We start from the raw sequence: 21,244 nt of genomic DNA on the forward strand, positions 1-21,244 counted from the left end.
TAGGCACATCCCCCACCACGGAACGATTTGGGCATATACGCAGCATGGTCGGATCTACCACCGGATCGGGTCCCCACCCGAAGCGGACGCCCCCCTACCACATTGCACCCGTGGCACGAATGTAGCCCACGCCGACGGCAGTCAAGTTCCGTTTCCCGTGTTGCCGTGCATCGATGTGATGACAGTGGTACAAGACGAGTGGCACGACAAGAGGCCCCGCTGCCTGAGCAGCGGGGCCTCTGTCCGTTTTGATAAAAAACATGGGAATTGTGGAGATGGCGGGAATCGAACCCGCGTCCAACGGTGCGGAACCAGGGCTTCTCCGAGTGCAGTCCGCTACGATTTTCTCGGCCCCGGAGATCACACGGACAAGTCTCCGACGGGCTCAGTCACTGTTTGATTTCCCTCTGTGTCCCGTGACCGGGCTCAGAGGTTTAGTTCCCTAGTTGATGCCAGGAACCGGGTCGGGAACAGCCCCGGGCTGACACTCCGCAGAGTCTTCGCTAGCTGCTAATTAGGCAGCGAGGGCGAAGGCGGAGGAATCGCGCTTGGAAGTGGCGATTATTGTTTGCGACATATGGTTTACGAGATCATTGCCGCTTCCTCGACTCGCTTCCCCTGCTTCGACATCCGCTGTCGAAACCGATCATCCCCATGTGTTTTTTTCAAAAGCGCCCATTCGCATGAGCGTGTACAGCTCGTACCGCGTAGATGCCGGTAGTGCGTTGTGCGGTACGGATCCCATCCTACGTGACCGACGCGCCACCGTGCCAGCCATTACCCGCGACGCGACCGCGCATACGACCGGCACACGACCGGGCAACACGACTGGGCGCGGGTCAGGCGCGCTGCCGGCGCTTGACCGCCGAGATCGCGCGGTCCGTCTCGCGCCGGTCCTGCTTCTCCCGGAGCGTCTGACGCTTGTCGTACTCCTTCTTGCCCTTCGCCAGCGCGATCTCGATCTTGGCGCGGCCGTCCTTGAAGTACAGCGCCAGCGGCACGATCGTGTGGCCCGACTCCTGCGCCTTCGACTCCAGCTTGTCGATCTCGGCGCGGTGCATCAGCAGCTTCCGCTTGCGCCGGGCGCTGTGGTTGGTCCAGGTCCCCTGGCTGTACTCGGGCACATGGACGTTGTGCAGCCACGCCTCGTGGCCGTCGATCTGTACGAAGCCGTCCACCAGGGAGGCCCGCCCCTGGCGCAGGGACTTCACCTCCGTACCGGTCAGCACGAGTCCGCACTCATAGGTGTCGAGAACGAGGTAGTCGTGCCGCGCCTTCTTGTTCTGCGCGATCAGTTTGCGCCCAGTTTCCTTAGCCATAGTCCCGCCATTTTCGCACCCCCGCGCAACTCTTTTACTCCCCTGCGCCCCGGACCTTCCCGGAGCTACTCCGTGCTTCCCAGACCGCTCAGTACGGTCCTGGCGCGGTCCTCGGCGTTCTTGTTCGCCAGCAGATCCGGGGTGACCCCGCGGTCGTCCACGCTGTGGCCCGCCGGGGTGCGGTAGTGGCCGACGGTCAGCTCGGCGACGGAGCCGTCCGGGAGCGGGCTCGGCATCTGGACCGAGCCCTTGCCGAAGGTCCGCGAGCCCACCGTGACGGCCCGGCCGCGGTCCTGGAGCGCGCCGGTGAGCAGCTCGGCGGCGCTCATCGTGCCGCCGTCGACCAGCACCACCAGCGGCCGGTCCGTCTCGCCGCCCTGCTCGGCGTAGAGGGCCCGCTGCTCGCCCCGTACGTCGTACGTCGCGACGAGACCGCCGTCGAGGAAGGCCGAGGCGGCGGTGACGGCCTCGGTGACCAGCCCGCCCGTGTTGCCCCTCAGGTCCAGCAGCACACCGGCGCCGTGCGGGGCGGCCAGGACGGCGCTGCGTACGCGCTCGCCCGAGCCCTTGGTGAACGAGTTGACCTTGATCCGCCGCGCGCCGCCCTCTATCGCCTCGACGGTGACGGACTCGGTGGAGAGCCGCGCGCGGCGCAGGTTCTCCGTACGGAGAACGCCGTCCCGTTCCAGCCCGAGGACGACGGGGGTGCCCGCCTCGGCGCCCTTGGCGCCCCGCAGCAGCGCCATGACCTCCGTGACGGGCCGCTTGGCCACGCCCGTACCGTCGATGGTCCTGATCAGATCGCCGGGGCCGATGCCGGCCCGGGCCGCCGGTCCGTCCGGATGGACGCGGGTGACCTCTATCCGGCCGCCCGCCGCGCGCCGGGCCCAGAGCCCCACACCGGTGTACTCGCCGTCGAGGGCCTGCTGGAACTCCTCGTACTCGCGCTTGTCGTAGACGGCGCCCCAGCGGTCCCCGCTGCGGCTGACGACCTCCTCGGCCGCCTCCGTGGCCGACTTGCCGTCGGCCATGGCCTGCGCGGCGGCCCGCGCGACCTCGTCGCGGTCCGCCGTGGCGGCCGCGGGGCGTACGGCGGGCCGCGGCGCCGCCTCCTCGCTGTGCGGCAGCGAGTTCGTGGCCGCGGCCGTGGCGAGCACGCTCGCGAACACCAGGGTCAGGGCCGCACCGCGGCCCACACCCCGGGGCTTTCGGTACGACTCGGATCCCGGCATGGCGCCGAGTCTAGGACAACGGACGCCGCCGGAACGGTGCTTGTCCAGTCCACGCCAGGGGCACAGATCACACGCGAAGGTACTTGCGCAGCGCTATAAAGGCGGCTGCGGCGGGCATCAGGAGGCCGATCGCGAGCACCAGAGGCAACTTGGCGAGGACCGCGTCCCAGCCGATGAAGTTGACGAGTTCCATCTTGTCGGCCAGGGCCAGTCCGTGGTCGATCAGGAAGTAACGGCCGAAGAGCAGCATCGTGCAGGCGACGACACCACCGATCAGTCCGGCGAACGCGGCCTCCATGATGAACGGCATCTGGATATAGAAGCTCGAAGCGCCGACGAGCCGCATGATCCCCGTCTCGCGCCGTCTGCTGAACGCCGATACGCGCACGGTGTTGACGATCAGCATCAGCGCGATGACGAGCATCAGCACCATCACCCCGAGCGCGGCGATCCGCATTCCGCTCATCAGATCGAAGAGGTTCTCCAGGATGTCCCGCTGGTCCTGGACGGACTGGACACCGTCCCGGCCGGCGAAGGCCGTCGCCACGACCTGGTACTTCTCCGGGTCCTTGAGCTTGACGCGGAAGGACTCCGGCATCTGGTCCGGGGTGATGGTCGCGGCGATGGGGCTGTCGCCGTACCGCTCCTTGTAGTGCTTGAACGCCTCGTCGGAGGTCTCGTAATGGACGCTCTGCACGATGTCCATCTTCTTCAGATCGGCCTTGATCTGATCCCGCTGCTGACCGGTCACGGCGCCCTTGACGCACTTGGGCGTGGTGGCCGCGTCGTTCTTGTTGCAGAGGAAGATGGAGACGTTGACCTTGTCGTACCAGTAGCCCTTCATCACGTTGACCTGCTCGCTCATGAGCAGCGCGCCGCCGAAAAGAGCGAGCGAGAGGGCTACGGAGACGACGACCGCGAAAGTCATCGTGAGATTCCGGCGGAGACCGACGCCGATCTCCGACAGGACGAACTGGGCGCGCATGGCGTCCTTTCAGCTTTCGATACTCGGTGCGCAGTTACTGGTGACGCTGCTGTCAGTGCTGGTAGCCGTAGACGCCGCGGGCCTGGTCTCGTACCAGACGGCCCTTCTCCAGCTCGATCACGCGCTTGCGCATCTGGTCGACGATGTTCTGGTCGTGGGTCGCCATCACGACCGTCGTACCGGTGCGGTTGATGCGGTCCAGCAGCTTCATGATGCCCACCGAGGTCTGCGGGTCGAGGTTGCCGGTCGGCTCGTCCGCGATCAGCAGCATCGGCCGGTTGACGAACGCCCGCGCGATCGCGACGCGCTGCTGCTCACCGCCGGACAGCTCGCCGGGCATACGGTCCTCCTTGCCGCCGAGACCGACCAGGTCGAGGACCTGGGGGACGGCCTTGCGGGTCTCGCCGCGCGGCTTGCCGATGACCTCCTGCGCGAACGCGACGTTCTGCGCGACGGTCTTGTTGGGCAGCAGGCGGAAGTCCTGGAAGACCGTGCCCAGCTGGCGGCGCATCTGCGGCACTTTCCAGTTGGACAGGCGCGCGAGGTCCTTGCCGAGAACGTGCACCATGCCGTGCGTGGTGCGCTCTTCGCGGAGGAGCAGTCTCAGGAAGGTCGACTTGCCGGAACCGGACGAGCCGACCAGGAAGACGAACTCCCCCTTCTCGATTTCGAGGGAGACATCACGCAGGGCGGGGCGGTTCTGCTTCGGGTAGGTCTTGGAGACGTTGTCGAATCGAATCACGGGATGCACCACGGTCGGCCGGGAGTAGGTGAGCGAGACCTTACGCGAACCCGACCGGCGCGCGCAGTCCGCGTCCGGGGTTGGAGGGGCGCGCGGGCCCGCGCATGGGCGATTTATCACGGATACGGACGGGCCGCCAGTGGTACCCGGCCATCGGATTCCGGCCGATCGCGCCGAAACGGCCAGGAACTGGCACAGTGGAGGAGGGGAACGGTCGTGTTCCCCCGAGCGTTGAGCGGAGTGACACGTAAGCGGCTCCGCCGCGTGGTGAGGAGGAATGCGCATGACCTACGACCGATTGGTGTGCGCCAACTGCGCGGGACCGGTGGCGGAGGGCAGGTGCCGTGTGTGCCGCGCCCACCGGGAGCGGCTCCAGCAGCAGGGCCCCCTCGGCGGCCTGAGCCCGGTGGCACTGCTGACCCTGCTGGTGCTGCTGGTGGCGGCGGTGGCGCTGGTCGCGACACACCAGCCCGCGTGAGCCGCGACACACCCACGGACGAGTACGAGCAGGAAAGGCGAGGGCCCGGACGCTGATTCAGCGTCCGGGCCCTCGCTTCCGCTTACGCGTCCGTACCCCGCGGGCACGTTACGTGACGAGGCGCGTGGTGTACGGGCCTCAGGCGGCCGTGGCGCCACCGGCGAGCAGACGCGGCAGCATCCGGAAGCCGATGCCGCCCGCGATCATCGTCGCGGCACCGATGATCAGGAACGAGGTCTCGGCGGCGCCGGTCTCGGCCAGCTCCTCCTTGACCTCACCCTGCTGCACCGGCTGCGAGCCGACGCTGTCGGTGTCGGCGCCGTTGCCACCGGTCGTGGTCTGGCCGCCGGCCGTCGAGGACGAGGCGCCGTCGGTGGAGCCACCGGTGGTGCCGGTGGTGCCGCCCGAGGTGGTAGTGCCGCCGTCGGTCCCGCCGTCGGTGCCGGTGGAGCCGGTCGTACCGGTGGAGCCGGTCGTGCCCGTGCTGCCGGTCGTGCCGGTGGAGCCGGTCGTACCCGTGGAACCGGTCGTACCGGTGGTCCCGCCGTCGGTGGTGCCACCGTCGGTCGTGGTCCCGCCATCGGTCGTGGTCCCGCCGTCGGTGGTGGTGCCACCATCGGTCGTGGTCCCGCCATCGGTGGTGGTGCCACCATCGGTCGTGGTCCCGCCATCGGTGGTCGTGCCACCATCGGTCGTGGTCCCGCCGTCCGTCGTACCGCCGTCGACGCCGCCGTCGACGCCACCCGGGTCGCCGCCGCCGTCGGTGGTGCCGCCGTCCGTCGTACCGTCGTCGTCACCGACACCGAGACCGGCGTCGGCGGTGACGGACACGCCCGTACCGGCGGCCTGAGCGATGCCCGCGATGGTCAGCGAAGCACCCGCGGCGATCACGGCGCCGGCCGCCACACGCGCCACGCGGATCCGCGTCTTCTTTGTCATCTGGTTGCTACCCCCAGTAGGTCATTCGTCAGTGGTGCAGCGTCCGGGCCCGTGGCCGCTGAGGGGGTCCGTACCACTCCGCCCCCGGTCACACACGACCCGGAAATTCGCATGCCAAACGTCAGAGTTCCCGTTTTCCAGATACGCGTCAAGGTCGTTGCGGGCGCGATGACCGTTAACGGAACACTTGTCCGGCCTGTGGGGTTGCAACTGTGACATAAAAAGGGAACTGCCGCTCTGTACGCGACAGTTCCCTCACTATGTTTGTCGACAAAGCGCGAATTTAGCGTTCCTGCTGCTTGCGCCAGCGAATTCCGGCTTCCAGAAAGCCGTCGATCTCGCCGTCAAGTACCGCCTGGGGATTACCCACTTCGAAGTCCGTGCGCAGATCCTTGACCATCTGGTAAGGGTGCAGAACGTACGAACGCATCTGGTTGCCCCACGAGTTGCCGCCGTCGCCCTTGAGCGCGTCCATCACGGCCTGCTCCTCCTGGCGGCGGCGTTCGAGCAGCTTCGCCTGGAGGACGTTCATGGCGCTCGCCTTGTTCTGGATCTGGGAGCGCTCGTTCTGGCAGGAGACCACGATGCCGGTCGGGATATGGGTGATGCGTACGGCGGAGTCGGTCGTGTTGACGCCCTGGCCGCCGGGGCCCGAGGCGCGGTAGACGTCCACGCGCAGCTCGGTCTCGTCGATCTCGACATGGTCGCTGGACTCGACGACCGGGAGCACCTCGACGCCCGCGAAGGAGGTCTGGCGGCGGCCCTGGTTGTCGAAGGGCGAGATACGGACCAGGCGGTGGGTGCCCTGCTCCACGGAGAGCGTGCCGTACGCGTACGGCGCCTTGACGGCGAAGGTGGTCGACTTGATGCCGGCCTCTTCCGCGTACGACGTCTCGTAGACCTCGGTGCCGTAGCCGTTCCGCTCGGCCCAGCGCAGATACATGCGCTGGAGCTGCTCGGCGAAGTCGGCGGCGTCGACCCCGCCCGCCTCGGCGCGGATGTTGACGAGCGCCTCGCGCTCGTCGTACTCGCCGGACAGGAGGGTACGGACCTCCATCTCGTCCAGCGCCTTGCGCACGGACGCCAGCTCGGTCTCGGCCTCGGCGCGGGTGTCGGCGTCGTCCTCGGCCTCGGCCAGTTCGAAGAGGACTTCGAGGTCGTCGATACGGCCGCGGAGCGCCTCCGTCTTGCGGACCTCGGCCTGGAGGTGCGAGAGCTTGCTGGTGATCTTCTGCGCCGCCTCGGGGTCGTCCCAGAGGGACGGCACCGCTGCCTGCTCCTCCAGTACGGCGATGTCGGCCCTCAGTTTGTCGAGGTCCAGGACGGCCTCGATCGACCCCATGGTCGAGGAGAGGGACTTCAGCTCTTCGGATACATCGACGACTGCCACGCACCCAGCCTAACGGCTGGCCGCGCGAACCCCACCCCCGCCGGTGATTCCCGCCGGTGGGCCCGACTGACCTGGCGCACGGGTCACAGCGCGCGGGTCACGGCACCGGGGACATCGTCTGCTTCGAGTCGCCCGGGGCTCCGTCCGTACCGTTGCCGCCCGTGGCCAGCCAGCCGCCCACCCCTACGGCCGCGATCAGCAGCACCGCCGCCGCGCCCAGCGTGATCCGGCGCTTGCGGACCGTCTCCGCCTTGTGGCGGGCCGAGCCCGGCCGGCGCTGTCCGGACGGGCGCGGGGCACGGGCCGTGCCGCGGGCGCCGCCCGCCAGCTCGTCGGGGGCCGGGACGCGCATGCTCGTATGCGTGTCGCGGTTGGAGTCGGGGGCGGCGCCGGGCACCAGCGGGACCGCCCCCCGGCGGCGCGGCTCCGTCTCGGCGGCGGGCCCCGGCTCCCGGTCGTCGTAGGGCTGCTGGGTGGGCTCGCCCTCCGGCTCGTCCACGTCCAGCGGGGGTATGCCGGCCAGCGTCGGCAGCTGCTCGCGCAGCCGGTCCGCCAGCTCCGAGGCGCGCAGCCGGGAGGCGGGGGCCTTCGCCAGGCACTGGACGAGGAGCTGCCACAGCTCCTCGGGGATGCCGGGCAGCGGGACGACGGTCTCGGTGACATGCCGGCGCAGTACGGCGCCGGGGTGGCCGCCGCCGAACGGCGTGAAGCCGGCGAGCAGCTCGTACAGGACCGTGGCCAGCGCGTAGATGTCGACGGCGGCGCGCGGCGGGAGGCCCTCGACGATCTCGGGGGCCAGATAGTCCGGCGTGCCGATGATCTTGGACGCCTTGGTGCGCCGGGGGGTGTCGATCAGTTTGGCGACGCCGAAGTCGGTGAGCAGCGCGGGATGCGCGCCGCCCGGGCCGAGCGGGCCTTCCATGTCGAGCAGGATGTTCTCGGGCTTGACGTCGCGGTGGACGACTCCGGCCGCGTGCGCGGCGGCGAGTCCGTCGGCGATGTCGGCGACTATGGCGACGGCCGCCTCGGGGGCGAGCCTGCGCTCGCGGTCCAGCCGGGTGCGCAGATCGGTGCCCCGGACCAGCTCCATGACGAGCGCCAGGTCGTTGCCGTCCACGACGAGATCGTGGACGCCGACCACCCGGGGGTGGTCGAGCCCGAGCAGGGCGGTGCGCTCCTGGACGAAGCGTCCGACCAGCTCCTGGTCGGACGCGAGGTCCTCGCGCAGGAGTTTGATGGCGACGGGCCCCTCGGGGCCCTCGCCGAGCCACACCGTGCCGGCGCTGCCCCGCCCCAGGATCTGATGGGCGGTGTACCGGCTGCCGATATTCCGTGCCAAGACTGCTCCCTCAGCGGCTGGCGTTGCCCCCTCAAAGTACGCGGGAATCGGGGTGCTCCGTGCCCCTGTTCACGCCGAGCCCTCGCTACGGCGGACGATTTGCGGCACTCCGGGGCTTCTGTCCCCGAAGTGCCACGGCAGGTGCCACGGCCGCCGGTCAGCCGCTGAAGCTCCGCACCCGCGCCGCCCAGTCCGACACCTTGTCGTAGGCCTGGCCGAGCGCGGAGAAGAAGCCCCGGGTGCTGCCGACCCACTCGGGCAGCGGGGTCAGCGTCCACAGGAGCCAGCAGCCGACGAAGAGCAGGATCACCATGAACAGGCAGCCCTTGAGGCAGCCGAGCCCGGGGATCTTCATCGGGTTGGAGCTGCGCTGACGCGGCTCGCGCGGCGGGCGCGGTTCGCGCTCCGGGCGGGGCGCCGGACGCGGGGGCTCCTGCTGGGGCGGCGGCTGGGGCGCGAACCGCTGCTGCTGCTGTTGCGGTTGTTGCTGCTGTTGCTGTTGCTGGGACCGCTGCGACCGGCGCTGCGACCGCTGGGGCTGCTGCTGGGGCGGTGGCTGCTGGGGCGGCGGTCCGTACTGCTGCTGGCCCTGCGGGGGCCCGTACTGCTGCTGCCCGTAAGGCTGTTGCCCCTGCTGCGGGCCCTGCTGCTGGCCCTGTTGCGGGTACGGGGCCTGCTGCGGCGGGTGCGGAGGCTGCTGGGGCTGGCGCTGCGGGCGGCGGCGCAGCGGGTCCTCGCTCGGGTCGAGGTACTGGACCTGCGTCTGCTCGTTGCGGTCGCGCGCGGCCTGGAGCTGGCCCTGCCACGGGTGCGGTCCGTCCGGCTCGGCCGGCGGTACGGGCGGCATCATCGCGGTCGGTTCGGCGCCGCCGGGCACCGCGCCCGTCGGCAGCACGCTGGTCGCCGCGTTGGGCCCGGTGGTCGGCAGGAAGCTGGTCGCCGCGTTGGGGTCGTACGAACCCGCGTTGCTCGGCAGGACCTGGGTCGGGTCGGCCTCGCCGCCGGGGCTGCCGGGGACCGGCGCGGGCGCCGGGTCCGGGGCGAGGAGCGCGCCGACGCCGAGCGCGGCGCTGATCCCGTCGGGGGTGGCGTGCGCGCCGATCCCGTCCGCGACGACCCGCAGGGCGTGCGCCAGGCTCTGGGCGCTGGGCCGCTGGCCGGGCTCCTTGCGCAGACAGCGCTCGATGACCGTCCACAGCGGTTCGGGCACGTTGCCGGGGCGGCGCGGCTCCTCGCTGAGATGGCGCTGGAGCACTTCGAGCGCGGTCGCGCCGGCGAACGGCGGCTGGCCGGTGACCAGTTCGTACAGCAGGATGCCCGCGCCGTAGATGTCGACGGCGGAGGTCTGCGGGCGGCCCTCGGCGGACTCCGGCGCGACATAGGCCGGGGTGCCGACGAACTCGTGGGCGCGGGTCAGCCCCGGGGAGTCCGCGAGGCGCGCGATGCCGAAGTCGGTGAGCATCGGGTGCAGCTGGTCGCCGTCGCTCTTCAGGAGGACGTTGGCGGGCTTGAGGTCCCGGTGCACGACGCCGTCGTGGTGGCTGGCGGCGAGCGCGTCCGCGATCTGGGCGGTCACCAGGGCGGCGGCGACCGGGCTGAACGGGCCGTTCTCCCGCAGATAGCGGTGCAGGTCGGGCCCCTCGACCAGGTCCATGACGAGCGCGAGGAGATCGCCCTCGACCACCAGGTCGCGGGTGCGGACGATATTGGGGTGGGTGAGCCGGAGCAGTACGGAGCGCTCGCGCAGGAAGCGCATCACCACGTCCGGATCGTGCGCCAGCTCCTCCTTGAGGACCTTGATCGCGACGGTCTCGCCCGGACCGCCGGCCACGGCCGCCTCGGCCCCTGCGGTCTCCCGCTGACGAGCGCGCCACACGGTGCCGGTGGCGCCGCGTCCGATGGGCTCATCGAGCAGATATTTGCTGCCTACGGGCCGCACGCCATGCGCTCCCTGCTGTTCGTGGTCGTCACTCGTCCCGGCCCCGCCGGGATCCGACCCACTGTAGACCGGCCGGACGGATCACCGAGGTGGATGCCGAGTGGATCACAGGTCCGGTCCGTTCGAGGATTCCTTCGAGGATTCCGGGGATTCGAGTGATCTCGAAAGACAGAGACGACGACATCGTACGGATGGTTGCCGGGAAGCGCCGTCGCGGAGGTCACAGACGATCCCAAGCCGTATCGAAGCGGTGTCCAAGCAGGCGATTTTGCGCCAACAGCCGACCATTCAAGATCACTTGTCACCGGTCGCCGGGCGTGTTGTCAGTGGCAGGTGCGAGGATGCCCCCAGCACGCGGCGTGTGGAATGGGGAATGACACCGCCCGTGCCGACCAGTACCGGACGACGCGTCCGTGCGCGGTGGGGGGATGCGGGACCGTGGACATTCCCCTGCCCGGGTACTCCGCGCAGAAGGGACCGCTGACGGCGATGCAGATCCGGCTGACCGTCCTCGCGCCACGCGGCGGCCACGCCGCCGGGCGGCCGTGCGACGTGCTCGTCACCGCGCCGGCCGGGACGGCGCTCGCCGCCGTCGCCTCCGGCCTGGCCACCGCCGCGGCGGGCCCCGACGCCTCCGGCGCCGTCGTCCTCTACTCCGGCCGCGAGCGGCTCGACGCGCAGCGCCGCACCCTGGGCGAGCCCCCGCTGATCGACGGCGCGGTGCTCTCCCTCCAGGTCCCCGGCGAGGACGACACGCCCGAGGAGGACGTCCCGGCCCGGCTCCATGTGGTCGCGGGTCCGGACGCGGGCGGGGTGCATCTGCTGCACGGCGGCCAGATCAGGATCGGCCGCTCCGGCGACGCCGATGTCCCGCTGGACGACCCGGACGTCTCCCGGCTGCACTGCGCGGTGACGGTCGCCGCGGACGGCGCGGTCACGGTCGCGGACCTCTGCTCGACGAACGGGACGACGCTGGAGGGCGTCCGGGTCGGCGAGCGGCCGGTCCCGCTGCCCTCCGGCGCGCTGCTGCGGATCGGTGAGTCCGCGCTGCGCCTGACCACCGGCGCCCGGGCCGCCGAGCGACCGCCCGCGCGGCCGACGGCGCCGGACGGCGAGGGGCATCTCCGGCTCCTCGACCCGGCGGGCCGCACGGCCGACGCGGACGCGGATACGGGTACGGGTACGGAATCGGACGCGCGCGCCGCGGACGCCCACGGCGGCGCGGGCAGCCGACCGTACGGGACCTCGCCGGGCGATCCCGGCCGGGCGTCGTACCGGACGGGGGCGTCGAGCCGGATCCCCGGGCCGCAGTACGGCGCCTCGCGGTACGGCAGCCCGCCGGGCACCCCGCGCGTGCCGGACCCGCGCGCCGAGGACACGCATTACGCCAGTGGCCGCGGCCCCGCCCCGGAGGGACCGGGCGCGTACGAGCCGCGTACGGACCACGGAACGCACGGCGGCAGGGCCCTGACGTACGAGACGTACGACCGGCCGGCGGACGCCACGACGGCGGCCACCAGCCCGGCAGGCACAGGCCCCGGCACAGGCACAGGCACAGGCACAGGCTCCGCCAACGGCCTCGCCCCGGGCCCCGACGGTACGGCGCCCGCCCACGCGCCCGCCACCCACGCCACCACCCCGGCCCCCGCCTCGGCCTCGGCCTCCCGGCGGCAGGACACGCCCCCGCGCGGCACGGAGCCGCCCCGTAACCCCCGCCTCCCCGACGCCCCGGAGGCCGCCGCCACGACCGACCCGCTCGCGGCGCCCGCCGCGCCCGAGGCTCCGGACGCGGTGGCGGCCCGGCGGCGCGGCGGCATAGGCGCCTGGGCGCGCCGCCTCGCCGGTGGCCGGGGCGAGGAGCCGCCCGAGGCCGCCCCGGGACCGCCGGACCCCGCCGGGGCAGTCGGCCCCGCCCCGCGCGCCGAGATCTGGCCCGACCCGGCCGCCGTCCTGCTCACCGCGCTCGGCCCCGGCCCCCGGCTGTGGGAGCGGGGCACCCGGCACGCGGAGGCGTTCGCCGTCCGGCTGGGCACGGCGGACCGGCAGACCGCCGACGGGAGCGGCGCGCTGCCGCTGGTGCCCGTGACGGTCGGGCTGCGCGAGGCGGGCTCGCTCGGCCTGGCCGGTCCCCGCGAGCGGCTGACGGGGCTGGCCCGGTGGGCCGTGGCCCAGCTCGCCGCGCTGCACTCCCCCGCCGATCTGGAGATCGTCCTGATCAGCGCGGACCGCGCGCAGAGCCTGGAGCGGCGGAAACGGGACTGGGGCTGGCTCGGCTGGCTCCCGCACGTCCGCCCGGCGCACGGCCAGGACTGCCGGCTCCTGCTGGCGTACGACCGCGACCAGGCGGCGGCCCGCCTCGGTGAGCTGACCCGCCGGCTCGACGAAGGACCGCTGGGCGCGGGCTGGGCCTCGGCCGACCCGTGGACGGTCACGGAGGCCGGCGCCCGGCACGACGGCCCGCACACCCTGGTGGTCGTCGACGGCGACCCCGGCTCCGCCGCGCTGCGCGAGGCGACGGCGCAGCTGGCCCAGGGCGGCGCCGCCGCCGGGATCCATCTGATCTGTCTGGCCGAGACACCGTCCGCCGCGCCGGACTCCCCGGTCGCGGCGGTGTACGAGACGGCGTGCGCGGCCTCGCTGCCCTTCCGCGAGTGCGGGGCCGTCGCGCTGCTCAGCGGCGATGTGGCCACCGCGCTGCGGCTGCTGCGTACGGCGGTGGGGCAGCCCGCCGGGCATGGCTCGGTCGCCGTGGTGGACGCGGTGTCGGCCGCCTGGGCCGAGCGGTTCGGCCGGGCGCTGGCGCCGCTGCGGGCGGCGGCCGGCAGCGGCCGGGACCGGCCCGCGACGGCGCTGCCGCGCGTCTCCCGGCTCCTCGACGAGCTGGGGCTGGCCCGCGCCACCCCGGCGTCGCTGATGGCCCGTTGGGCGTCCGCGGCGGACCGTACGGACGACTGCACGGTCGTGCTGGGCGCCGGTCCGCGCGGCCCGGTGAGCGTCGATCTGCTGGAGGAGGGGCCCCATCTGCTGATCGAGGGCCCGGCGGGCAGCGGCCGTACGGAGCTGCTGCGGTCGATCGCGGCCTCCCTGGCCGCCGCCGCCCGCCCCGACCGGCTGGGGCTGCTGCTGGTCGACGGCTCGGGCGGCGAGCGCGACGACGCGGCCGGCGGGCTGTCCGTCTGTACGGAACTCCCGCACGCGACGGAGCACTTGGTGGCGTCCGACCCGGTGCGGATGCGCGAGTTCGCGCAGGCGCTGGGCGCGGAGCTGAAGCGCCGGGCGGAGCTGCTGGGCCGGCTGGACTTCGCCGAGTGGCAGCGCGCCCAGGAGACCCGGGACCGCGACCGGGACCGGGTGATCGGCCCGCGCACACCGGGCGGCACGGAGCAGCGGTCGGAGCAGCGAGCCGACCAGCGGTCCGACCAGCGCGCCGACCAACGAGCGGGCAGACGCGGCGAACAGCAGCTCCGTACGGACCCGGTGCGCGCGGACTCCGTGCGTACCGACTCGGTGCGTACGGAGCAGCTGCGTACGGACTCCTTCCGCGCCGACCCGTACAGCACCGACTCCGCCCCACTGGACCGCGACCGGGAGCGCAACCAGGACCGCGACCGGGACCGCCCCCAGGACCGCGTCCGCGAGGACCGCCCGCCCGCCGCCCTGCCCCGGCTGGTCGTCCTGGTCGACGACTTCGACGCGCTCGTCGCGCCCGCCCTCGGCAGTCCGGGCCGCCCCGCCGCCGGCTCCGTCGTCCGGGCGCTGGAGGCGGTGGCCCGGGACGGCGAGCGGCTCGGCGTGCATCTGGTCGCGGCCTCGGCCCGCCCCGAGCGTACGGTCGACACGGAGCTGGCCCACGGCGCCCGGCTGCGCGTCGTACTGGACCTGCCGCCCGCCGCGCCCGCCCCGGACGAACCGTCCCCCGGGCGCGGCCGGCTGGGCCATCCGGACGGCCGGGTCACCCCGTTCCAGGGCGGCCGGGTCACCGGCCGTATCCCCCGGACGGCCACCCAGCGGCCGACGGTCGTGGTGCTGGAGTGGGAGCGGATGGGCGACCCGCCGGCCCGCCGCCCGGTCCGCGAGCTGGGGAACGGTCCGACGGATCTGGCGCTGCTCGCCAGCGCGCTGGAGCGGGCCGCCCGTTCCGTCGACGCCGTCCCTGTCGCCCCGCTGACACCGGCTCACCCATGAAGTCACACCAAGATCCCATACGTCCGTACCGGCACGTCACGAGGCCATCACGATCCGAGAGTTGAGGCCGAGAACGGTATTGCGGCCCCAGGTCACCCGGCGTAGGACTATGCGCACGGGACGCGAGCAGCGCCGCCACGTCACGGCCGCACCGCCGCGCCCGTACGCGTAGACCGTACGCACACGGGAAGAGACGGGGAGTAATGGGCACAACGCGCGAAGCGGGCAAGGCACATGGCATCGGGAGAGGTCCGGGGGCCGGCCGGGGCGGCGCCCGGGACGGCGGGCCGGGGCCGGTCACGCGCCGGGCCGCCGTGGCGCTCGTCGCCGTCGGCGCCCTGTCGCTCGCCCTGACCGGCTGCGGCGACTCGGGCGGCTCCGGTGACGGCAAGGGCTCGGGATCGGGGGGCGGTTCGGCCGATCCGTCGGCCGTCTCGGTCGAACTCCCCAAGCTGGACGGGGAGAAGATCCAGGTCGCGGCCGTATGGACCGGATCCGAGCAGAAGAACTTCACGAAGGTGCTGACCGAGTTCGAGAAGCGCACCGGCGCGACGGTCACCTTTGTCCCCGCGCAGGACCCCATCGTCAACTTCCTGGGCACGAAGATCGCGGGTGGCAGTCCGCCCGATGTGGCGCTGCTCCCCCAGGTCGGCGCGATCCAGCAGGCCGTCGAGAAGAAGTGGGCCAAGCCGGTCGGCGCCGAGGCGAAGGCCCAGCTGGCGAAGAACTACGACCAGGGCTGGCAGGATCTCGGCGCCGTGGACGGCGAGCAGTACGGCGTGTACTTCAAGGCCGCCAACAAGTCGCTGATCTGGTACAACAACGCCGCGTTCGAGAACGCGGGCGCCACCGTGCCGAAGACCTGGCCGGAGTTCCTGGAGACCGCCGAGACCATCTCCGCCTCCGGGGTCACCCCGGTCTCGGTCGGCGGCGCCGACGGCTGGACCCTCACCGACTGGTTCGAGAACATCTATCTGTCGCAGGCGGGCCCGGAGAAGTACGACCAGCTGGCGAAGCACGAGATCAAGTGGACCGACCCGTCCGTGAAGGACGCGCTGACCACGCTCGGCCAGCTCTTCGGCAAGCCGAGCCTGATCGCCGGCGGCACGGACGGCGCGCTCCAGACGGAGTTCCCGGCGTCCGTCACGCAGACCTTCACCGGCGGTGAACAGCCCAAGGGCGCGATGGTCTTCGAGGGCGACTTCGTCAGCGTCAACATCGCGGAGACCGACGCCGAGATCGGTACGGACGCGAAGGTCTTCCCGTTCCCCGCGGTCGGCTCCGACTCGCCGGTGGTCACGGGCGGCGACGCGGCCGTGGCGCTGAAGGACACCAAGGGCGCGCAGGCGCTGCTGACCTTCCTGGCCTCGGTGGACGCCGCGAAGATCTGGGCGGAGTCGGGCGGTTTCCTCTCGCCGAACAAGTCCCTGGACCTCGCCGCGTATCCGAACGACGTCCAGCGCGACATCGCCAAGGCGCTGATCGCGGCGGGCGACGACGTCCGCTTCGACATGTCGGACCAGATGCCGCAGTCGTTCGGCGGTACGCCCGGCAAGGGCGAGTGGAAGGCCCTCCAGGACTTCCTGAAGAACCCGAAGGACATCGCGGGGATCCAGCGGCAGCTGGAATCGGCCGCGGCCAAGGCGTACAAGAGCTGACGGGGTGACCTCACCGACCACGGGGGGCGCCGCGTCCGCGCCGGTACCGGCGTCCGCGCCCGTACCGGCGCCCGCGCCGCCGCCCCCCGCTTCCCGTACGCGCAAAAGCGTGACCGGCACCCGCAAGATCGTCGCGGCGGCCTTCCTGCTGCCCGCGCTCGTGCTGCTCGGCGCGCTCGTCGTCTATCCCATCGGGTTCTCCGTCTACCGGTCGTTCTTCGACAAGGCGGGCACCGGCTTCGCCGGGTTCGGCAACTATGTGGAGCTGTTCACCGACGACACGATCCTGACCGCCGTCAAGAACAACGCGATCTGGGTGGTCGTGGCGCCGACCCTGGCGACCGCGCTCGGCCTGATCTTCGCCGTACTGACCGAACGGGTCAGCTGGGGCACGGCCTTCAAGCTGGTCGTCTTCATGCCGATGGCCATCTCCATGCTCGCCGCGGGCATCATCTTCCGGCTGGTGTACGAGCAGGACCCGGCCCGCGGCGTCGCCAACGCGGTGGTGGTCGGTGTGCACGACACCTTCAGCGACGCGGCCGGCTATCCGCGGGCGCACCCGCTGCCGGTCCATCCCCTGGAGGCGACGGCGGACGACGACGGCGCGTTCGTCACCAAGGAACCGGCGCGCGCCGGTACGCGGGCCCTGCTGCCGCTGGTCGGGGTCGCCCCCGCCAAGATGCCGTCCGACGCGCGCCCGGCGAAGGAGGCGGCGCCGGAGGCGGGCCGGGTCACCGGCACGGCCTGGCTGGACTTCACCCCGGGCGGCGGCGGAAAACCCAATGTCATCGACGCCGCGGAGCTGGGACTCAAGGGGCTCAAGGTGGAGGCGGTGAAGGACGGAAAGGTCGTGGCCGCCACCACGGCACGCGCCGACGGTACGTTCAGCCTCCCGGCGGCGGCGGACGGGGCCCTGCTCCGGCTGCCCGGCGCCAACTTCAAGGAGCCGTACAACGGCGTGACCTGGCTCGGTCCGTCCCTGATCACCCCGGCGATCATCGGCAGTTATCTGTGGATGTGGGCCGGGTTCGCGATGGTGCTGATCGCGGCGGGGCTGGCGAGCGTGCCCCGGGAGCTGATGGAGGCCGCGCGGGTGGACGGCGCGACGGAGTGGCAGGTCTTCCGCCGGATCACCGTGCCGCTGCTGGCGCCGGTCCTCGCGGTCGTCATGGTCACGCTGATGATCAATGTGCTGAAGATCTTCGACCTGGTCATGATCATCACACCGGACTCCTCGGAGGCCGCCGCGAATGTGCTGGCGCTCCAGCTCTACCGCTCGTCGTTCGGCACGGACGCGGATCTCGGGGTCGGCAGCGCCATCGCCGTACTGATGCTGCTGCTGGTGCTGCCGGTGATGCTGTTCAACATCCGGCGCATGCGGAAAGAGAGCCGTCGATGACTCCTCTGACGACCACTCCGGACGTCGCGGACGCCCCGGCCAAGGCTCCGGCCAAGGCCAGGCCGTCCCTCGGCAGCCGGATCGCCGCCCGCGCGGGCGGCGGCGCGGTGCGGGTCTTCCTGGTCCTGGTCGGTCTGTTCTGGCTGATGCCGGCCATCGGCCTGCTGATCTCGTCGCTGCGCGCGCCCTCCGACATCAACGCGAGCGGCTGGTGGAAGGTCTTCACGGCCCCCGCGCAGCTCACCGCTGACAACTACACGCGGCTGCTGGAGAACGGCACGATCACCAACTCGCTGCTCTCCACCGTCATGATCACCGTCCCGTCGACGGTCCTCGTGGTGGTGATCGGCTCCCTCGCCGCGTACGCCTTCGCCTGGCTCGACTTCCCGGGCCGCGACTGGTGGTTCCTGGGGGTCGTGGCGCTGCTGGTGGTGCCCGTACAGGTGGCGCTGGTACCGGTGGCGAAACTCTTCGGCGCCATCGGCATTTTTGAGACAACCTTCGGCGTGATCATCTTCCATGTCTCCTTCGGGCTGCCCTTCGCGATCTTCCTGCTGCGGAACTTCTTCGCGGAGATCCCGAGGGAGCTGCTGGAGGCCGCGCGGCTCGACGGGGCGGGCGAACTGCGGCTGTTCACCCGGGTCGTGATGCCGCTGGGCGGGCCCGCGATCGCCTCGCTGGGCATCTTCCAGTTCCTCTGGGTCTGGAACGACATGCTGGTCGCGCTGATCTTCGCGGACTCCAAGAACCCGCCGATCACGGTCGCGCTCCAGCAGCAGGTACGGCAGTTCGGCAACAACATCGATGTGCTCGCGCCCGGCGCGTTCGTGTCGATGATCATCCCGCTGGCGGTGTTCTTCGCGTTCCAGCGGCAGTTCGTGTCCGGGGTGATGGCGGGCGCGGTGAAGTAACGCCCGGACGGGCCACAAGGGCCACAAGGGGTACGAGCAGGACGAGCGGGCGCCGGTGTGCGCCCGCTCGTTCCGTACGCGCCCACGCTTTTGGTACGCGCCCGTTTCTTACGCGTCGCCCGCCCTTTTGGTGCGCGCCCGTCTACTTCGTGAGCGCGCCGACCGCCGATGCCGCCAGGTCGTCGAGGTACCCCTTGGGCAGATCGCCCCGTACGACCACAAGCCGCCAGTAGAGCGGTCCGATGATCAGATCGAGCGCGCGGTCGGGGTCCGTGCCCTCGGGGAGTTCACCGCGCTCCACCGCCTCGCGGACGATCACGGCGGCGATGCCCTGCTGTCCGTCCAGCAGCGCCGCCTTGATCGCGTCGGAGATCTCCGGGTGCCGGGCCGCCTCCACCAGCAGATCCGGGATGACCTGCGAGGCGACCGGGTGGCGCAGGGCGTGCGAGGCCACTTCGAGCAGGGCGCGCACATCCCCGTACAGCGAACCGGTCGCGGGCGCCGGCAGCCCCCGCGTCGCGAAGGCCGAGACCAGGTCGAGTACGAGCGCCAGCTTGGACTTCCAGCGGCGGTAGACGGCGGTCTTGCCGACCCCGGCCCGGCGCGCGATGCCCTCGATGGACATCCGGGCGAACCCGACCGCCGCCAGCTCCTCGAAGACGGCCGCGCGGATGGCGTCGGTCACGTCCTCCCGGAGCACGGCGGCACCCGCCGGGACACGGCGAGCGGTGCGGGGGTCGGCCGGGGGGCGGGATTCCGTAGTCATCACCGCCGAGCATAGCGGCATCGACGTCACGACGACACGGTTGCGTTGCGACGTACTCCGGCCTACCTTGTCGTTACGACGATACGGACCCGTCCCGGCGCTTCGGCGCCCCATGCACCCCGCTGCCCCGTTGCCTCCATCGCCTCTGTTTGCCTCTGTTGCCTCCCGAAAGCGACACCCGTGAGCCAGACGACCGCCCCGCCCCCCACCCAGGCCCCGCGATCCACCGCCGGGGCCCCTGGTTCCGCCGGCACCGCCGGGACCGACCTCAGCGCCCTGGCCCTCCGCCACGGTCTGACCGTGAGCGGCGCGCGCCCGCCCCTGCCCCAGTACATCGGCCGGCTCTGGTCGCGGCGCCACTTCATCACCGCGTTCGCCACCGCGCGGCTGACCGCCCAGTACAGCCAGGCCAAACTCGGCCAGATCTGGCAGATCATGACCCCGCTGCTCAACGCGGCGGTCTACTACTTCATCTTCGGCGTCCTGCTCGACACCAGGCGCGGGGTCGACGACTTCATCCCGTTCCTGGTCACGGGCGTGTTCATCTGGACCTTCACCTCCAGCTCGATCATGGCGGGCACCCGCGCGATCTCCGGCAATCTCGGCCTCGTCCGCGCCCTGCACTTCCCGCGCGCCGCCCTGCCGATCGGGCTCGCCCTCCAGCAGCTCCAGCAGCTGCTGTTCTCGATGGGCGCGCTCGTCGTGATCCTGGTCTGCCTCGGCCAGTACCCCTCACCCAGCTGGCTGCTCGCCGTCCCCGCGCTGCTGCTCCAGTCGCTGTTCAACACCGGCGTCTCGCTGATCGTGGCGCGGCTCGCCGCCAGGACCCCGGACATCTCCCAGCTGATGCCGTTCCTGCTGCGCACCTGGATGTATGTCTCAGGGGTGATGTGGAGCGTGGACAAGGTGACGAGCAGCGACCATCTGCCCCACTTCGTCACGCTGGCCCTGGAGTGCAATCCGGCCGCCGTCTATATCGACCTGATGCGCTTCGCGCTTGTCGACAGCTTCACCGCCGCCCAACTGCCCCCGCACATCTGGGCCGTGGCGCTCGGCTGGGCCCTGCTCGCGGGCGTCGGCGGATTCCTGTTCTTCTGGCAGGCCGAGGAGGAGTACGGACGTGGCTGAGCCCGGAACCACCCCCACACCCGCCCCCGCGCCCGACAGCGCCGAACCCACCCCCACCGTCGTCGTCGACGGCGTCCACATCACCTACAAGGTCCACGGCACCAAGGGCGGCCGGGGCAGCGCCACCTCCGCCCTCAGCCGGATCGTCTCGCGCCGGGCGGCGCCCGGTGTGCGCGAGGTGCACGCGGTCAAGGGCGTCAGCTTCGCCGCGTACAAGGGCGAGGCCATCGGTCTCATCGGCTCGAACGGCTCCGGCAAGTCCACCCTGCTCAAGGCCATCGCCGGGCTGCTGCCGCCCACCGAGGGCCGGGTGTTCACCCGGGGCCAGCCCTCGCTGCTCGGCGTCAACGCGGCGCTGATGGCCGATCTGACCGGCGAGCGCAATGTCATCCTCGGCGGCCTGGCCATGGGCATGTCGCGCGAGCAGGTCCGTACCCGCTACGACGACATCGTGGAGTTCTCCGGGATCAACGAGAAGGGCGACTTCATCTCGCTGCCGATGCGCACGTACTCCTCCGGGATGGGCGCCCGGCTGCGGTTCTCGATCGCCGCCGCCAAGAGCCATGACGTACTGCTGATCGACGAGGCGCTCTCCACCGGCGACGCGAAGTTCCAGCGCCGCAGCCAGCGCCGGATCGCCGAACTGCGCGAGCACGCCGGGACGGTCTTCCTCGTCAGCCACAGCAACCAGTCCATCCTGGAGACCTGCGACCGGGCGATCTGGCTGGAGTCGGGGACGCTGCGGATGGACGGTCCCGCGGAGGATGTCGTCGCGGCGTACGACGAGTTCACCGGCAAGGGGAAAGACGCCAAGAAGAAGTCCTGAACGGACGA

Annotated in this window: 16 protein-coding genes and 1 other RNA gene; 7 read left to right on the forward strand and 10 right to left on the reverse strand. The window is 71.5% G+C overall.

The window, feature by feature from the left end; genetic code table 11:
- Positions 1–267 precede the first annotated feature (267 nt).
- The 5 genes from ssrA to ftsE all read right to left on the reverse strand — a co-directional run bounded on the left by ssrA (position 268) and on the right by ftsE (position 4,278).
- Positions 268–654: a transfer-messenger RNA gene (gene ssrA, locus DVK44_RS10915) on the reverse strand.
- A 185-nt stretch (positions 655–839) separates the two neighbouring features.
- A complete protein-coding gene (smpB, locus tag DVK44_RS10920) occupies positions 840–1,319 on the reverse strand; it encodes an SsrA-binding protein SmpB (RefSeq protein WP_114659497.1) in 480 nt (159 codons plus the stop codon).
- A gap of 65 nt (positions 1,320–1,384) precedes the next feature.
- Positions 1,385–2,551, reverse strand: a complete 1,167-nt coding sequence (locus tag DVK44_RS10925) for a S41 family peptidase (RefSeq protein ID WP_114659498.1) — start codon at positions 2,549–2,551, stop codon at positions 1,385–1,387.
- Positions 2,552–2,618: 67 nt separating this feature from the next.
- Positions 2,619–3,536, reverse strand: a complete 918-nt coding sequence (gene ftsX / locus DVK44_RS10930; RefSeq protein WP_114659499.1) for a permease-like cell division protein FtsX — start codon at positions 3,534–3,536, stop codon at positions 2,619–2,621.
- Positions 3,537–3,588: 52 nt separating this feature from the next.
- Entirely contained in the window at positions 3,589–4,278 is a 690-nt protein-coding gene (gene ftsE / locus DVK44_RS10935; protein WP_114665051.1) for a cell division ATP-binding protein FtsE, read from the reverse strand.
- 283 nt (positions 4,279–4,561) lie between these two features.
- Between ftsE and DVK44_RS10940 the strand changes: the two genes are divergently transcribed.
- Positions 4,562–4,756: a hypothetical protein gene (locus DVK44_RS10940; RefSeq protein ID WP_114659500.1), complete on the forward strand. Its 195-nt coding sequence runs from the start codon at positions 4,562–4,564 to the stop codon at positions 4,754–4,756.
- A gap of 138 nt (positions 4,757–4,894) precedes the next feature.
- Here DVK44_RS10940 and DVK44_RS10945 read toward each other — a convergent pair whose 3' ends face one another.
- The 4 genes from DVK44_RS10945 to DVK44_RS10960 form a co-directional block, all read right to left on the reverse strand.
- Positions 4,895–5,695, reverse strand: coding sequence for a hypothetical protein (locus DVK44_RS10945; RefSeq protein WP_114659501.1), 801 nt, complete (start codon positions 5,693–5,695; stop codon positions 4,895–4,897).
- 283 nt (positions 5,696–5,978) lie between these two features.
- On the reverse strand, positions 5,979–7,085 hold the full coding sequence (gene prfB, locus DVK44_RS10950; protein ID WP_114659502.1) for a peptide chain release factor 2: 1,107 nt from the start codon (positions 7,083–7,085) through the stop codon (positions 5,979–5,981).
- A 97-nt stretch (positions 7,086–7,182) separates the two neighbouring features.
- Positions 7,183–8,424, reverse strand: a complete 1,242-nt coding sequence (locus DVK44_RS10955; RefSeq protein WP_114659503.1) for a serine/threonine-protein kinase — start codon at positions 8,422–8,424, stop codon at positions 7,183–7,185.
- 157 nt (positions 8,425–8,581) lie between these two features.
- Positions 8,582–10,363, reverse strand: a complete 1,782-nt coding sequence (locus tag DVK44_RS10960; RefSeq protein WP_114659504.1) for a serine/threonine-protein kinase — start codon at positions 10,361–10,363, stop codon at positions 8,582–8,584.
- A 489-nt stretch (positions 10,364–10,852) separates the two neighbouring features.
- Between DVK44_RS10960 and DVK44_RS10965 the strand changes: the two genes are divergently transcribed.
- The 4 genes from DVK44_RS10965 (at position 10,853) to DVK44_RS10980 (ending at position 18,516) form a co-directional block, all read left to right on the forward strand.
- A complete protein-coding gene (locus DVK44_RS10965) occupies positions 10,853–14,548 on the forward strand; it encodes an FtsK/SpoIIIE domain-containing protein (protein WP_114665052.1) in 3,696 nt (1,231 codons plus the stop codon).
- Positions 14,549–14,751: 203 nt separating this feature from the next.
- Positions 14,752–16,206 (forward strand): ABC transporter substrate-binding protein, encoded by a 1,455-nt coding sequence (locus DVK44_RS10970; protein ID WP_114659505.1) that lies wholly within the window; start codon positions 14,752–14,754, stop codon positions 16,204–16,206.
- 4 nt (positions 16,207–16,210) lie between these two features.
- The gene (locus DVK44_RS10975; protein ID WP_114659506.1) at positions 16,211–17,605 is read left to right on the forward strand and encodes a carbohydrate ABC transporter permease; all 1,395 of its coding nucleotides are present in this window, start codon (positions 16,211–16,213) and stop codon (positions 17,603–17,605) included.
- Entirely contained in the window at positions 17,602–18,516 is a 915-nt protein-coding gene (locus DVK44_RS10980) for a carbohydrate ABC transporter permease (protein ID WP_114659507.1), read from the forward strand. The genes DVK44_RS10975 and DVK44_RS10980 overlap by 4 nt, the downstream gene beginning before the upstream one ends.
- A 142-nt stretch (positions 18,517–18,658) precedes the next feature.
- Here the strand turns inward: DVK44_RS10980 and DVK44_RS10985 are convergent, their stop codons facing one another.
- Positions 18,659–19,282 carry a TetR/AcrR family transcriptional regulator gene (locus tag DVK44_RS10985; protein WP_228447081.1) on the reverse strand — a complete coding sequence of 208 codons (624 nt, stop codon included), beginning with the start codon at positions 19,280–19,282 and terminating at the stop codon, positions 18,659–18,661.
- A 180-nt stretch (positions 19,283–19,462) separates the two neighbouring features.
- On the opposite strand from DVK44_RS10985, the gene DVK44_RS10990 reads away from it, so the two are divergent.
- Together DVK44_RS10990 and DVK44_RS10995 are read left to right on the forward strand one after the other, a co-directional pair.
- Positions 19,463–20,410 (forward strand): ABC transporter permease, encoded by a 948-nt coding sequence (locus DVK44_RS10990; RefSeq protein ID WP_114659509.1) that lies wholly within the window; start codon positions 19,463–19,465, stop codon positions 20,408–20,410.
- Positions 20,403–21,236, forward strand: coding sequence for an ABC transporter ATP-binding protein (locus tag DVK44_RS10995; protein WP_114659510.1), 834 nt, complete (start codon positions 20,403–20,405; stop codon positions 21,234–21,236). The genes DVK44_RS10990 and DVK44_RS10995 overlap by 8 nt, the downstream gene beginning before the upstream one ends.
- Positions 21,237–21,244 lie beyond the last annotated feature (8 nt).

Origin of the sequence: Streptomyces paludis, assembly GCF_003344965.1 — a bacterium.
GTDB classification, from domain to species: domain Bacteria; phylum Actinomycetota; class Actinomycetes; order Streptomycetales; family Streptomycetaceae; genus Streptomyces; species Streptomyces paludis.